Origin of the sequence: Vibrio jasicida 090810c (assembly GCF_002887615.1) — a bacterium.
GTDB classification, from domain to species: Bacteria; Pseudomonadota; Gammaproteobacteria; order Enterobacterales; family Vibrionaceae; genus Vibrio; species Vibrio jasicida.
Window position 1 is genome coordinate 1,421,666 of the sequence record NZ_CP025792.1, and the last position, 14,428, is coordinate 1,436,093.

At 46.7% G+C, this 14,428-nt stretch carries 13 protein-coding genes; all 13 read right to left on the minus strand.

Going from position 1 to position 14,428, the window contains the following annotated elements; all coding sequences use genetic code 11:
- Positions 1-72: 72 nt before the first annotated feature.
- The 13 genes from C1S73_RS06605 to flgB all read right to left on the minus strand — a co-directional run bounded on the left by C1S73_RS06605 (position 73) and on the right by flgB (position 14,249).
- Positions 73-1,206 (minus strand): flagellin, encoded by a 1,134-nt coding sequence (locus C1S73_RS06605; RefSeq protein WP_045463848.1) that lies wholly within the window; start codon positions 1,204-1,206, stop codon positions 73-75.
- Positions 1,207-1,722: 516 nt separating this feature from the next.
- Positions 1,723-2,877, minus strand: a complete 1,155-nt coding sequence (locus tag C1S73_RS06610) for a flagellin (RefSeq protein WP_038872900.1) — start codon at positions 2,875-2,877, stop codon at positions 1,723-1,725.
- Between the two features lie 444 nt (positions 2,878-3,321).
- A complete protein-coding gene (gene flgL / locus C1S73_RS06615) occupies positions 3,322-4,512 on the minus strand; it encodes a flagellar hook-associated protein FlgL (RefSeq protein ID WP_038872898.1) in 1,191 nt (396 codons plus the stop codon).
- Between the two features lie 12 nt (positions 4,513-4,524).
- Positions 4,525-6,438: a flagellar hook-associated protein FlgK gene (gene flgK, locus C1S73_RS06620; RefSeq protein ID WP_038872896.1), complete on the minus strand. Its 1,914-nt coding sequence runs from the start codon at positions 6,436-6,438 to the stop codon at positions 4,525-4,527.
- A 165-nt stretch (positions 6,439-6,603) separates the two neighbouring features.
- Complete coding sequence (gene flgJ / locus C1S73_RS06625) at positions 6,604-7,530, minus strand: flagellar assembly peptidoglycan hydrolase FlgJ (RefSeq protein ID WP_038872895.1); 927 nt, start codon at positions 7,528-7,530, stop codon at positions 6,604-6,606.
- Positions 7,531-7,549: 19 nt separating this feature from the next.
- Positions 7,550-8,641 carry a flagellar basal body P-ring protein FlgI gene (locus C1S73_RS06630; protein ID WP_038872894.1) on the minus strand — a complete coding sequence of 364 codons (1,092 nt, stop codon included), beginning with the start codon at positions 8,639-8,641 and terminating at the stop codon, positions 7,550-7,552.
- A gap of 44 nt (positions 8,642-8,685) precedes the next feature.
- Complete coding sequence (gene flgH / locus C1S73_RS06635) at positions 8,686-9,465, minus strand: flagellar basal body L-ring protein FlgH (RefSeq protein ID WP_038872908.1); 780 nt, start codon at positions 9,463-9,465, stop codon at positions 8,686-8,688.
- 30 nt (positions 9,466-9,495) lie between these two features.
- Positions 9,496-10,284, minus strand: a complete 789-nt coding sequence (flgG, locus tag C1S73_RS06640; protein WP_038872892.1) for a flagellar basal-body rod protein FlgG — start codon at positions 10,282-10,284, stop codon at positions 9,496-9,498.
- A gap of 18 nt (positions 10,285-10,302) precedes the next feature.
- Entirely contained in the window at positions 10,303-11,052 is a 750-nt protein-coding gene (locus C1S73_RS06645; protein ID WP_038872889.1) for a flagellar basal body rod protein FlgF, read from the minus strand.
- Positions 11,053-11,360: 308 nt separating this feature from the next.
- Positions 11,361-12,674 carry a flagellar hook protein FlgE gene (gene flgE / locus C1S73_RS06650; RefSeq protein WP_009705674.1) on the minus strand — a complete coding sequence of 438 codons (1,314 nt, stop codon included), beginning with the start codon at positions 12,672-12,674 and terminating at the stop codon, positions 11,361-11,363.
- Positions 12,675-12,706: 32 nt separating this feature from the next.
- Positions 12,707-13,417, minus strand: a complete 711-nt coding sequence (gene flgD / locus C1S73_RS06655) for a flagellar hook assembly protein FlgD (RefSeq protein ID WP_038872887.1) — start codon at positions 13,415-13,417, stop codon at positions 12,707-12,709.
- 17 nt (positions 13,418-13,434) lie between these two features.
- Positions 13,435-13,848, minus strand: a complete 414-nt coding sequence (flgC, locus tag C1S73_RS06660) for a flagellar basal body rod protein FlgC (RefSeq protein ID WP_038872880.1) — start codon at positions 13,846-13,848, stop codon at positions 13,435-13,437.
- 5 nt (positions 13,849-13,853) lie between these two features.
- Positions 13,854-14,249 carry a flagellar basal body rod protein FlgB gene (gene flgB, locus C1S73_RS06665; RefSeq protein ID WP_038872877.1) on the minus strand — a complete coding sequence of 132 codons (396 nt, stop codon included), beginning with the start codon at positions 14,247-14,249 and terminating at the stop codon, positions 13,854-13,856.
- Positions 14,250-14,428 lie beyond the last annotated feature (179 nt).

Below are 14,428 nucleotides of genomic sequence, written 5' to 3' on the forward strand. Positions count from 1 at the left end.
CCTAATGCGTGATTTGAATAAGCAAAAAGCCAGGGGTGAGCCTGGCTTTTGTATCGCGTCGTATTAGGTTGATTAACCTAGTAGGCTTAGCGCTGAGTTTGGCGCTTGTTTTGCTTGCGCAAGGATTGAGCTTGACGCTTGCGATAGAATTTGTGACTTGGTCATTTGAGTCGTTTCTTTTGCGAAGTCGGTATCTTTGATACGGCTCTTCGACGCGTTCACGTTCTCGTTGATGTTATCCAAGTTGCTGATTGCGTGGTTGAAACGGTTTTGGAAAGCACCTAGCTCTGCACGGTGGCTGTCTACGTATTTCAATGCCGCATCAATGATAGCTACAGACTCTTGTGCACCACCTACTGATGTTACGTCGATAGTATCAACCGTTACTTTCTTACCGTCGTTTAGACCTAGCTCACCAGATAGGCCGCCAGAGAATTCAACGTCGCCTTCCACTTTGTTGTTGCCCGCAAACACTTGCAGCTTACCGTCTTGGTCTACTGACGCTTTCACTAGGTCTGTTTGACCGTTGATGTACGTCGCTAGCTCTTCGATATCGTCACCCGCTTTCGCGCTGATGTTGATTTCTTGTTCTTGACCAAAGCTGTCCGTTAGGCTGATTTTCATGTCTGATTTATCAGCAGCAACGTTCCAGTTTTTGTCTTTGCCGTTGTCAGCTTGGTAGCTCACGCCGCCCATCATTTGGTTGTCTGAGCGCATGTCTTTTAGGTTAAGCATTACTGCTTCACCGTTGTCCGCACCGATTTGGAAAGACTGAGTGCCGTAAGTACCGTTAAGTAGGCGGTTACCACCGAAAGATGTCGTTTCAGCGATACGGTTTAGTTCGTCGTTTAGTGCTGTTACTTCTTCTTGAATCGCAACACGCTCAGATTTTGAGTTAGAACCGTTCGCAGATTGAAGAGATAGGTCACGCATACGTTGCAGGATGTTGGTTGTCTCGTTCATTGCACCTTCAGCAGTTTGTGCAATAGAGATACCGTCGTTCGCGTTACGAACAGCCACATCCAGGCCACGGCTTTGTACGTTCAAGCGGTTCGAGATTTGAAGACCCGCAGCGTCGTCTTTCGCGCTGTTGATTTTGAAACCTGAAGACAAACGCTCCATAGAAGTTTGTTGTGCTGAGTTTGCGTTGTTTAGGTAACGCTGAGCGGTCATCGCTGATACGTTTGTGTTTACATTCACTGCCATGGTGATTTCTCCAATTGATTTTCCGATGTAGCGGTTTCCGACGTCTCGGAAAACCAAGTAGTTCTCTCAAAGTTACTTCTATTAACGACTCGGATTTCAGAAGCTTTAGGAAAAAATCAAAAAAAATGAATTTGCGAGATTTGACTAGAAAAATTGAAGAAAAATAGAAAAAAGGCCTCAAGTTTCTGCAGCTTAAGCCGAGCGTTCTAAATTGAGCAAAGAACAATCAAAAGCCACTAAAAAGCAGTGAGTTAGATGAAGGTGAAGAAGGTTTTATTTAGGAGATAGAAAAGAAAAAGCCCCTTTTCCTTTGAGAGAACTGGGGCTAGGTTGGTAGCCAGAGCCTATGTGGAGATCAAGAGAAATGAACACATAACCGGCACACCGGGTGCAACCTTACATTGAAAATGATTGGCAGGTGAGAGATGAGAGAGCCGCACATTCTATTATAAAGTTGCTTGCCACAAGCCTGCATTCCCATCCACGTCTGAATGTATTGAACACAGGCAAGGTAAACTACTGCAATAGTGACATCGCAGAGTTTGGCAACTGTTTTGCTTGAGCAAGAATCGAAGTACCTGCTTGTTGCAATATTTGAGCTTTGGTCATTTGCGTGGTTTCTTTCGCAAAGTCCGTATCTTTAATTCGGCTGTTCGATGCATCAACGTTCTCTTGGATGTTCGCCAAGTTGTTGATGCTGTGGCTCAGACGGTTTTGTTTCGCACCAAGGTCAGCACGTTGTGAATCCACGTACTTAAGCGCTGAGTCCAGTACAGAAATCGCGTTCTGAGAACCTTGTACAGTTGTCATGTCGATGTCTTGCACTGAAGTACGCACTGCATCTTCTGTCAAACCAAGATCAGACGCTAGACCACCAGAGATTGAAATATCGCCTTGAACATTCGGGTGAGCAACAAACACTTGTAGCTTGCCGTCTTCGCTTACCGATGCATTGATCATATCAGATTGGCCGTTGATGTACGTTGCCAACTCTTCAATATCGTCGCCTGTTTTTGCGTTGATATTGATTTCTAGATCGTCAGGGTTGCCGTCTTCGTCTTCACCCATGCCAGGAAGCGTGATTTTTAGGTCCGCTTTAGCCGGGTCGACACCCCAGTCTTTGTCTTTACCGTTCTCAGAGAAGAAAGTCACACCGCCCATACGCTGGTCATCCGCGCGGATGCTCGTTAGCGCCATGATCATTGCTTCACCAGAGCTTGAACCGATTTGGAATGCCGCTTCACCGAACGAACCGTTCAATAGGCGACGACCACCAAATGAGGTTGTTTCTGCGATACGGTTAAGCTCGTCAGTCAATGCTGATGATTCTTCGTTGATCGCCTGACGCTCTGCTGGAGAGTTAGTACCGTTTGAAGATTGAATCGCCAAGTCACGCATACGTTGCATCACTGACGTCGCTTCATTCATCGCGCCTTCTGCTGTTTGGGCAATCGAGATACCATCGTTTGCGTTGCGCATTGCTACATCAAGACCACGAGACTGTGCAGTTAGACGGTTAGAGATCTGTAGACCTGCGGCATCGTCTTTTGCACTGTTAATCTTATGTCCTGATGACAGGCGTTCCATCGAGGTGTTTAGCTCGTTGCTCGCCTTGTTTAAATAACGCTGCGCGGTCATCGCGGAAACGTTAGTACTAACTGTTACAGCCATTTTGCTCTCCTTTTGAGTTCGCAAGCTTTTGCGAAGCGGCCAGCTTTACTCTCATTTGGATAAGCACTGACCGTAAAAATTACTTGCTAAATCTGCCCATAAGGCAGGGTTTAGAATCTCGTAAGTCTGTTCTGCCAACATCAATACAATTTGTGTGCCAACTTATTAACCATTATTTACTCTTTTAGAAACGAACAAATAAACAACAAGTTAGTTCTATTTTCCTGCGCTTTCATTCCACGCAAGGTCATCATGTATTGCTATCGGTTCACTGTTTTTCTGTTGCCGCTAACATTGCCACTTTACGCATTGCCGCTTTCGGTAAAATCGTGCCGCATCTGCTCGACAATCATGTTTGTTCTACTCTATTTATCGCGCTTAAGGCTTGGCACATAAGGCATCAAAATAAAGCACAATCACAACAGATTGAAATCTGTGAACGTCCTAGATGTAGTTAAACAGTGTCAGGTCTTTTGTTTTACCAAAAGCCTGCTGTGAGGCTTGCAGCGCACGTGAGTTCTCACTGAACTCAATCACTGCTTTGGAATAATCCAAATCCTCAAAGTTGCTCTTCGCTTTCGCCAGAGACAAATTAAAATCTTCGTGGTTTTGCTCTTGAATATCGAGCGTACTCAACTTAGCACCCAAGTCGGTTCTGACTTTGTTCATGTGAACGAAGGCCGCTTGAAATTCTTCTGTCATCTGGTGAAGCTTTGCCGTTGCTGACGCATCCGACACTGAACTGTCTGACCAAGACATAGTTTCCCGAAACGCGTCAAAAACGCTAAAGGTTTCACGTGGTTCAAGCGCAATGCTATCTCCTGCCGTCACCTGCCCTTTAAGCTGAATATTGACGCCTTCGTATTGAATCCCGTCGACCGGTGAATAGTCATCCACTTGAACAATACTGCCGTCTTTTTCCAACTGGTAACCAAACTTGCCGTTGCTCATGTCGACAAACGTGACTTTGTAGTTGGCATTGTCTGATGATGCATTGGTCGCTTGACCAAGTAAGAGCTCAGAACCTTCCTTCAAGTCATACTGCGGCTCAAAATCGCCAAACGGATTGGGTATCTCCGAGAACAGTTGATTCCCCGGATAATTAATGCCCAGTTCCATATTGCTGGCGATCTTCATCTTGCGCTGGTAATCGTCACCGGTGTACACGACACTGCCATCAGAATCGCGGAAAAATGGCTGTGTCTTTGGTTTCGTTCCCGCAAACACATAGTTACCAGACTCATCTTGTGTATTCACAAGCGCCAAGAAGTTATTCGCAATTTCTTCCAACTCACGCTTCTTTGCTGCGCGATCTTCCGGAGAAAACGCACCGTTGATCATTTCCATCGAAATGCGTTTCGATTCATCAGTGAATTGCTCAGCGTTGGCAATCACCACTTCTTGGTTTTCTAGTCGATTACGAACCAGAACAATGGCATCAAGATATTGCTTTAGCTGCTCTTCTTGCTGGCCAATGCTCTGAATATAGTGCGTCGCAAGTGGATCATCACTCGGCTTGGTCAACTGCTTACCAGAAGCAAGTTGCTCCTGATTATGGTGTACCTTGTTTTCCTGACGGCGCAGGTCATTCTGCACTGACTGGTAGTTATGGAAGCTAGAAATTCTCGTTAACATCTAGGGCCTCCTTTATCGCAACTGCAAGATGGTGTTGAAGGTGTCATTGGCTGCCTGCATCACACGAGAAGAGGCCATATACGCCTGTTGGAACTTCATCATGTTTGCCGCTTCTTCATCGAGATTTACCCCCGAGATCGACGCCACACGCTCTTGTGCCGCTTCACTTTCTAGTTGAGCGACGTCTGACAAACGCGTTGCAGTTGAAGTCTTAAGCCCCACGTCCGTATTCAAGTTGTAATACAAACTCAGAATCGTCGATTCATTGCCGTTCATCTTTTTGTCAGTTTGGATGTTCTGCATCTTACGCAAGTTACCGTTATCACCCTCAGAAGGGACTAGGTTAGCGGTAAACTTGTCATTCGCCAGCGCACCAGAGCTAAGCTCGAATACCGTTGCTCCGCCATTTTTGTAACTCGGGTGATGACTAGGCAAAGACACTGAAACAGGCCCTGTAGGCGGATACGGCTGCGGAGCCATAATCACATTGCCTTTGGTATCGGTAACGGCAAATTGATCGCCCGTAGGTGAGACCACCACTTCAAATTCACGCAGGTCGCCCGCATCGATAATTTCGAATTTTGCGTTACCTTGGGCAAAGGTTGTCGATGCCTCATAGCTTTGTGCGGCAATTGCTTTTGGATCAGTGGTTTCGACTTTCATTTGTGCCGCACTACTACGGGTTGGTCGAAGCAGCACATGCTCACCCACTTTTGGCTCATTGCGCACTTCGACACGCATGCCGTCAATGTATATTGCATTGCCAGCATCAGTATTCAGTTTGACGGTTTCACCGTTTGGTTTGGTCACTGCGTAACTGTCACCGTCGTAACGCAATGAATACTCCCCACCCTTTAATGCACTAATGTCATTGATGTACACCGCCATATCTGCGGTTGATTGAGGGCCGGCGACCACACGGGATTTCGCCAAGCGCTCTGAGTTAACATCAGTAAACAACGGGTCACCAACATTTCCATTGTGATCTAAGCCTTGTGATTGCAAGTGGTTAATTTCACTTGAGAATGCGGTCGCTAATCGACCCAACTCATCCATCACTTGAGGAATATGTTCATCGCGCATTTTCAACATCGCACCGATTTTTCCGTCGATGTCGTCCGACTTAATGGCTTTAATACCGCCACCTTCCACCATAGCAAGACGGCGTTGATGCACATCAGGTGAGCCATCAATCATCTTTAATTGGCTAGCTTCAGTACCTGAGACCAAGGTATGCCCGTTGCCAATGTGCACGTTGAAACCTTCTGAGTTTTTACGTGGCGTGACCGTCACTTTGGTGTACTCAGAAAGTTCTTTAATCAGCTTTTCGTGTTGGTCCATCAAATCGTTATGAGGACCAGGAGTTCGCATCATCAAACGGTGGACATCGCGGATCTCAACAGCAAGTTGGTTCACACGTTCAATGCCCATATCGAGCGATTTGTTGGTCACATCCGATTGCTGACGAACGGTTTCGTGAAATTCGTTTAAGGTATCGCTGAGCAGCTTAGCTTTTTCTAACACCACCTTACGTGCGCCCATGTCATTTGGGGTGTCTGCCATGGTTTTCACCGCATCAAACCATTCATTAAGGTTCTCAGGGATCTTCTTTGACGCGACCGACGACAACATACTCGAAAGTAAGTCGAGATTTTTTTCGTCATCAAGCTTGGCAGCGTAGTTGGTCGTAGAAAGATTAAGCTCTTTGACGGCAAACTGGTCCCAAGAGCGGCGAACATTTTCCACATGCACGCCCATACCATAGGTAGAACCACCAAATTGGCGAGGATCGTTGGTGCCTTGGATAACAGACTGACGACTGTAACCTTCTGTATTCGCATTAGAAATGTTATGACCAGTTGTATTCAACTGTCGCTGAGCAGTAAGCACACTTTGTGTACCTACATTCAACAGATCTGACGCCATACATGCCCCCAAAAACGAACTAAAACCGGAATGAACCGATCACCTACTGAACTTTTAGCAAAAGGTGTGCCAGTTTATTAAAAGGAAATAACCTAGGAAAAAAGAAAGGCTTGCACCATGGCAAGCCTTATCAAATGAAGATTTAGCATTCAATAACGATATGAATTACATACTTTCAATTTTCTGCTTCACTTGCAGTACTTTGTCTGCGTAATTCGGGTCGGTGGCGTAGCCTGCACTGTGAATACCACGAATAAAGGACTCGGAATCACCGCCTTGCTGAAGTGCCGTTTCGTAGCGAGGGTTCTCGTTTAAGAATCGTACATAATCGTTAAAACTGTCTTGGTAGTTCGAATAAGAGCGGAACGCCGCCGTCTCTTTCACTGGTGTATTATCATGGAATTCCAGTGTTTGCGTTGTTACCTTGTCGCCTTGCCAGCTTCGGTCAGCTTTGATGTTGAACAGATTGTTACTGCTACCACGCGCATTCTGAACCACCTTTTGCCCCCAGCCCGTTTCTAGCGCGGCTTGAGCGAGTAATAATGAAGGCTCCACACCCAAGGCTTTCGCTGCTCGGTCGGCGTAAGGCTTCATCGAGTTAACAAAAGATTCTGGCGTATCAAAACGTGATGGCTGAGAACCCGGACGCGACAACTGGCCAGATTCAATTAAACGTTGCTCGATTTCACGCGCTTTCTTTGGATCCACGCGACGATATTCCACAGCATTATTTGCCGCATCGCGCATGGCTGTTTCACTCTTATCATCACCTTGACCAACGGTTAGTTGCTTCACAATCATGTCAGCAAGGCCCATCGAGCCCGATGCACTCAAGTTACTCGCCATCTGCTCATCCAGCATTTGACGGTAGAACTTTTCGTTTTGGCTATTCATGAAATTCGATTCAAAGCCTTCGTTGGCTTCACGCATCGATTTCAGCATCATCGAAGTAAAGATAGATTCAAACTGACGAGCCGCTGCTTGCAGTGCTTCATGCTCGCCATCTTTGCCTTCTTTCACCGCTTTTTGACGAAGCGTATCAAGGGAGCTGATGTCATGAATAAAGCCAATATCGTTAGGATTGTTCACCATGGTTTTTTCTCCTAATCGATTAGATGATGATTAACTGGCCTTCAATGGCACCAGCTTGTTTCAACGCTTGCAGAATCGCCATCAAGTCAGAAGGAGCAGCACCCACTTCATTGACTGCACGAACAAGATCATCCAGCGTTAAGCCCGGTTCGAACTTGAACATCTTGCCTTTTTCTTCGTTGACTTCGATATCTGAGTCCGGCACAACCACCGTTTGCCCACCAGAGAAACCATTTGGTTGGCTCACATTGAGGTTTTCTTTGATTGCTACCGTCATGCCACCGTGCGTCACTGCCGCAGGTTTAAGGCGAACGTGTTTCCCGACAACAATGGTGCCGGTACGAGAATTTACAATGATTTTCGCCGCGCCATCAGCCGGATCGAACTCTAGATTCTCGATAGCTGATAAGAAGGCCACACGTTGGCTTACATCACGTGGTGCTCGAACACGAACAGAAGTCGCGTCAACGGCACTGGCCATTTGGGGACCAAGGAAGTTATTCACGGCATCTGCCATGCGCTGCGCAGTGGTAAAGTCAGAATCCAGAAGGTTAAAGGTAATGTAATCACCACGACCAAATGGGTTTGGGATTTCACGCTCTACCATGGCACCACTAGAAATAAGACCGACCGTTGGATTATTACCCACAATCTTAGAACCGTCTGCACCTTCCGCACTAAAGCCACTCACGACTAAATTGCCTTGCGCGACTGCGTATACTTCACCGTCCAAACCTTTTAGGAACGTTTGTAATAACGTACCACCACGCAGGCTTTTCGCACTACCGATAGAGGACACAGTGACGTCGACTTGTTGTCCCGGCTTTGAAAATGGAGGCAATTCAGCCGTCACCATTACCGCGGCAACGTTTTTGATTTTCGGCTTAGTGCCTGGCGGCATTTGAATGCCGAAGTTTTGCAGCATTGCCGCGAAGCTTTGCTCAGTAAACGGGTTCGATTCGCCCGTACCTGGTAAGCCTGAAACCAAGCCATAACCGACAAGTTGGTTACTACGCACACCAGCCACTTGTGCTACGTCTTTAATACGCGCAGCTTCGGCTGTGGTTGCAAACAGCGCAACGCTCAACAGTGCTAATAGGATTCTTTTCATGCTTACTTATTCTCTTGCAGTCAAATTGCCGTCAATGCGGCGTCTTATAAGGCTACATTAAAGAATCGTGCCAAGAAGCCCGGCTCTTGCATATCTTGTGGTAAACCGGTCCCTGAATATTGGATTCTTGCGTTTGATACGCGGTTTGACGCAATAGTGTTGTCAAAAGTAATATCGTCAGGACGAATAGTACCGCTTAGGCGAATGTACTCATCACCCGTATTTAGCGTCATCCACTTCTCCCCACGAATCACGAGGTTGCCGTTTGCCAGCACCTCAATGACTTCTACCGTGATGTAACCGCTGATGCTGTTACTCTGTTTCGCTGATGAGTCACCAGCAAAAGTATTCGTGTTGTTCAAATCGTACGAGAAGTTGTACTTGCCGCCCACTTGCAACTCTTGACCACCAACAGACAACGGTTCCATTTTCGCATCGTTGGTTTTTGATAGATCGGCATTGGCACTCTTAGTCGCACGAGTCGTTTCGTCGAGTGTTACGGTAATGATGTCGCCGATTCCGCGAGGTTTAGAGTCATCGTATAGGTCAGTAATGTGTTCTGCGCTAAACAACGAGCCCGTCGCTGCTGCGTAGTGCTCAGGTTTTTGCTTAGGATGAATAGGTGCCCATGCCGGATCGCCCGCCACAGGGTCGCTTCTGCCGCGCAGAGTATCAATGATGCCGCTGCTCTCGTCTTTCGACTTATCGCCTTCAACCGCATCTACCACGGTTGTCGCTTGGCTCACTTCGTCAGTTTCGATCGGTTCTAGCATCGTACAACCAGACATCGTAGCGATAAGTGCAAGTAGAGAAATACGTTTCATCATTGGCCCCTTAATTCCTAATCCGAGCGATTACAATTGCTGGTTAACGAAGCTCATCATCTTATCGACGGATGAGATTACTTTTGAGTTCATTTCATAAACACGCTGCGCTTCGATCATGTTGACCAACTCTTCAGTCACGTTCACGTTGGACGCTTCAAGCATGGATTGACGAATCTCGCCTAAGCCATCAAGACCAGGAACACCTTCTTGTGGATCACCACTTGCGCCCGTTGGTAGGTAAAGGTTTTGACCAATTGGTTCTAAACCACCAGGGTTCACGAAATCAGTGATGGTTAACTGGCCAACAACCACGTTGTTTTGCTCACCACGGATACGTACCGATACTTCACCGTCTGTGCCGACTGTAATAGAAATCGCATCTTCAGGAATCACAATCTCAGGTTCAACGGCGTAACCAGAGCCAGAAGTCACCAATGTCCCTTCACCATCAAGGGTGAACTGACCGTTGCGGGTGTAACCGATGTTGCCGTCTGGTAGTGTCACTTGGAAAAAGCCATCACCTTCTACCATCATATCCAATGCGTTGGTTGTGGTTTGTGCGTTACCGTGCGTGTGCACTTTTTGAGTTGCGACCACTTTAGAACCGGCACCCAGCATCAAACCACTTGGAAGTTCAGTATTTTGAGAAGACTGACCGCCAGGTTGGTTAATGTTTTGGTAGAACAAATCTTCGAATACCGCACGGCTCTTCTTGTAGCCAACGGTTGAGGCGTTCGCCAAGTTGTTCGAAATCGTTGCGATGTTGGTTTGTTGGGCGTCTAGACCCGTTTTACTTACCCATAGTGCTGGATGCATTGTGAACCTCTAACTCTGTTAACTCATACGAAGCAATGAATCTGAAGATTTGTCCATCTCTTCAGCGGTGCTCATCATTTTGACCTGCATTTCAAACTGACGTTGAAGGTCAATCAGAGCGGTCATTTCACCTACGGCATTCACGTTACTACCTTCAATTGCACCTGTTTGGATGCTGATAGAGCCGTCTGCTTCGTAAGGCTGGTTTGGAGTTTTATGGCGGAATAAGCCATTGGTATCTTTAAACAAGTTTTGATCGTCCGTGCGCACAAGCTTGATACGATCAACCACTTCTAATTCTTCAGCCGGCGCACCTTGAGGCAGTACAGAGATGGTGCCGTCACGACCGATTTCGATTTTGGATACTGGGATTGGCAAGGTGATTGGCGCGTCGTTTTCGCCCAACACCACATGACCGCTTGCATTCGTTAACAAGCCGTTTTGATCCACTTTTAGGTTACCGTTACGCGTCAAACCTTCTTTACCGGTTTGGTCCATAACGGAAATCCAACCATTGCCCTCTACCGTAATATCAAGATCGCGACCCGTAGTAATCACACTGCCTTGGGCAAAGTTATGCCCTGGGCGTTCTGTCATGCTGAATACGCGTGTAGGGAGACCTTCACCATAAGCTTGCATGGAACGTGCTTGTGCTAAGTCAGCACGAAAGCCAGTTGTACTTACGTTTGCCAAGTTGTTGGCACGCAATTGCAGGGCCTGCATATTTTGCTTGGCGCCGCTCATTGCGAGAAACAGTGCGCGATCCATAATTTACTCCAAAAATTCTCTGTACAAGGAGTAAAAAGCAAGAGTTATGCCAATATTAAATTAATGTTATTAATCAAAAGCTTGAATATAAAACGAGATATTTAAAAAGGGGATAATGAAGGAATAAGTCGCTAGAGAGGCAAGATTGTGATCCACAAAGCGGCAACAGCGGCAAGTATAAGATCAAAGCATGCCCAACCTGAATTGAGGTTTATTCAGATTAGGCATCAGATGAATGTCATGATGTTACCAAGCGGTAACGGCCGTGGCTCGCAGCGCTTGATCAAACAGATTATCAGGCTAGTGTACTAGCGGATCTGTAGGATATTTTGTTGCAGTTGGTTATGTACTTCTAGCGCACGTGAGTTTGCTTGGAAGTTACGCTGAGCAGAAATAAGATCCACCAGCTCCTGAGTCATATCAATGTTTGACTGTTCCAGCATACCGTTGTTGATGGTGCCGAAAGAGCCCTTGTTTGATTCGCCCCAGATTTTATCACCAGAGAACTGTGTTGAATCCCACTGAGTGCCGCCTTTCTTATCCAGACCTTGCTCGTTAGGAACACGTACTAGCGCCACACGACCCAATGTTACGTTTTCACCGTTTGAGTAAGTACCCAATACGCTACCGTTTTCATCGAAGTCTACTTTAGTTAGGAAGCCCGTTGTTGCGCCATCTTCATCGAACTTTGTCAGCTCGAATGGTGCAGCAAACTGAGTCGCTGAGCCTAAACCAAAGTTAAGTGTTTGCGCAGGATCGGCACCGTTTAAATCCACTGGGTTGGTGTTTGTCGCAGGATCGCCCAACGCTACCGATGTGATTGGCTGACCGTTGTTCAAACTTGCCAGCGTACCATCGTTGTTGAACTTCATCGTGTGACCAACGTGACCCGTTGGTGTTGCCGCATCACCGTTAGCAACGTTTAATGGCTTCTCACCGCCCTTGTCCGTTACTGTGTAGTAAGTTTGCCACGTGTTCGGCTGAGTTTGGTCTTTCAAGTAGTAAGTAGTTAGCTTGTAAGACTGACCCATTGAATCGTAAATCGTCGAAGACGTTGAACGGTTATATGTATCTGGATCTGAGAAATCAAACTGAGTTGGATCTTTCAAATCACCATTAGCTGGTAAGTTCACACCCACTTCAATGTTCGCTGTTTGCTTTGGCTTACCAAACTCTGCAGGAATATTGATTGGTTGTGGCTCGTAAGACGATACCTCACCAGACTCTGGGTTTACTTGGTAACCAAGTAGGAACTCATCGTTCGCCGTTACCATGTAGTTTTCTTTGTTCAAATGGAATGCACCGTTACGTGTCATTTCATTTTGTTGAGGGATAAGGCGATCTTTCGCTACCGCGAAGAAGCCCGTACCCGACACACGTAGATCCATTGGGTTATTGGTGTAAATGCTTGAACCTTCGTGGAACTGTTGCGCCACTTGGTTCGCTTGCGCACCGCCACCCGGAGTGGTTTTTGCGTTGGTAAACAAAGAGTTCGAGTACACATCGCTGAATTCCGCACGAGACTCTTTAAAGCCGTACGTGTTGGCGTTCGCAATGTTGTTACTGGTGGTGTTCAAATCCAGTTGAGCGGAGGACAAACCGCTTAAAGATACATATGACATTCCAAAATCTCCTAACCTGACCTGTTATCGAATTACGCTTTGCCGACTTCCAATACTTCTGCAAGTCGAACTGGCGATTCAAAACCAGCCAGATTGAGTAATACGTTTCCGTCACCCTTGCCTAGCAATACACTGTTCACGTTCGCATAAGTAGACACCGGGAACTCTTGCGACTCCCCTTCTACCAAGCCAGACGCTTTCACATTGTATTTACCAGCAGGCAATGGATTACCGTTTTCATCATTACCGTCCCAAAGTACACGAGTGTCACCGGCTGGTTTCGCACCTACCTCAAAAGTACGCACCAATTGGCCCGCTTCGTTTTCCACTCGAACAAACAGGTTGTCGATTGGTTGTGCCAGCTTAACCATTGCCGCCATTGCAGCATTGTCTTGCTTCACACCCGCCGCACCTGGGACCAATACGTCACGACCTACCAAAGAGGAAGCTTGTAACGCTTGGTTTGATGTCATTGACGAGTTTAAGCTCTCGAACTGAGAGTTCATCTTGCCAATACCATCTACGGTCGCAAATGACGCCATTTGCGCAATCATCTGGTCATTACTTACCGGCTTAAAAGGGTCCTGTTGCGACAATTGCTTCGTGAGCAAAGATAAGAAGTCTTCCTGTTTCAGGTCTTGCTTACCAGTGCTCTCTTCCGTCTTCTTGTTGCTCTCTTGTAGACTTTTAAGCTGGTCGATATAGGACAAGCCGCTTTGACCAACGTTGTTAATTCCGGCCATACGCTACCCCCTTATCCTTATTGACCCATCTGCAGCGTACGCAGCAGCATTTGTTTACTAGAATCCGCTACTTGCACATTGGTTTGGTATGCACGAGAAGCCGAGATCATGTTTGCCATTTCTTCCATTACATTTACGTTAGGCTTGTAGATGTAGCCTTCATCGTTTGCAAGAGGATGGTCTGGGTTGTACTCCGCACTAAGCGGTTTATCGCTTTCTACAATACCCATCACCTTCACTGGCACCGTATCACCGCCACGCATGGCGTTACTTAACTCCGCACCAAACACAGCATGACGCGCTTTGTAAGTGTCTTTCGCAGAGCTGCTGACACTGTCGGCGTTCGCCAAGTTGCTTGAGGTAGTATTCAGACGAACGGACTCAGCGCTCATTGCGGAACCTGTCACATTGAAAACGTTAAATAAGCTCATCTAAATTATTCCCCTTTGATTGCTTTGGTTAAGTTCTTGAATTTACTGCCTAGAAAGTCGAGTGATGCCTGGTGTCTGATTTGGTTTTGCATAAATAAGTTACGCTCTAAATCCAAATCCACCGTATTGCCATCGCCCGTATCAGGTTGTGTAGGAAGACGATATAGCTTGTCCCCGACCAACGTTGTAGTGGCAGGAATGTGCCGACCATCTGTACGGCTAAGACCAATGCTTGCCCCAGAACTTGCCGCCTGCAATTCCTTAGCAAAATCTAAACCTCTTGATTTATAACCAGGCGTGTTGGCTTGCGCGATGTTGGTGGAAATCACCTCCGCGTTGCGCTCACGTACGCCCACCGTGTATTGGTGGATGCCTAGTGCATTGTCAAAAGATATAGCCATGTTTGCCTCTACATTAAGAACTGACCGTTATTGATAACTAAAAAGCAATTAGCGTGCCAAAAATAGAACATGCCGTTTTGCCATTTTTGTTACCGACGTAATGGATTGCAATAAGCAAGCCAAAGTGATTGATGGAGTGTCATATAGAATCGAGTAATCAACTCGACCCTCTAAAAAAT

Bases quoted from the DNA above. Each gene is read 5' to 3' on its own strand.
- flgH (WP_038872908.1), bottom strand. From the start codon at position 9,465: ATGAAACGTATTTCTCTACTTGCACTTATCGCTACGATGTCTGGTTGT.
- flgB (WP_038872877.1), bottom strand. From the start codon at position 14,249: ATGGCTATATCTTTTGACAATGCACTAGGCATCCACCAATACACGGTG.
- flgJ (WP_038872895.1), bottom strand. From the start codon at position 7,530: ATGGTGAACAATCCTAACGATATTGGCTTTATTCATGACATCAGCTCC.
- C1S73_RS06630 (WP_038872894.1), bottom strand. From the start codon at position 8,641: ATGAAAAGAATCCTATTAGCACTGTTGAGCGTTGCGCTGTTTGCAACC.
- C1S73_RS06605 (WP_045463848.1), bottom strand. From the start codon at position 1,206: ATGGCAGTGAATGTAAACACAAACGTATCAGCGATGACCGCTCAGCGT.
- flgL (WP_038872898.1), bottom strand. From the start codon at position 4,512: ATGTTAACGAGAATTTCTAGCTTCCATAACTACCAGTCAGTGCAGAAT.
- flgE (WP_009705674.1), bottom strand. From the start codon at position 12,674: ATGTCATATGTATCTTTAAGCGGTTTGTCCTCCGCTCAACTGGATTTG.
- C1S73_RS06610 (WP_038872900.1), bottom strand. From the start codon at position 2,877: ATGGCTGTAACAGTTAGTACTAACGTTTCCGCGATGACCGCGCAGCGT.
- C1S73_RS06645 (WP_038872889.1), bottom strand. From the start codon at position 11,052: ATGGATCGCGCACTGTTTCTCGCAATGAGCGGCGCCAAGCAAAATATG.
- flgK (WP_038872896.1), bottom strand. From the start codon at position 6,438: ATGGCGTCAGATCTGTTGAATGTAGGTACACAAAGTGTGCTTACTGCT.
- flgD (WP_038872887.1), bottom strand. From the start codon at position 13,417: ATGGCCGGAATTAACAACGTTGGTCAAAGCGGCTTGTCCTATATCGAC.
- flgG (WP_038872892.1), bottom strand. From the start codon at position 10,284: ATGCATCCAGCACTATGGGTAAGTAAAACGGGTCTAGACGCCCAACAA.
- flgC (WP_038872880.1), bottom strand. From the start codon at position 13,848: ATGAGCTTATTTAACGTTTTCAATGTGACAGGTTCCGCAATGAGCGCT.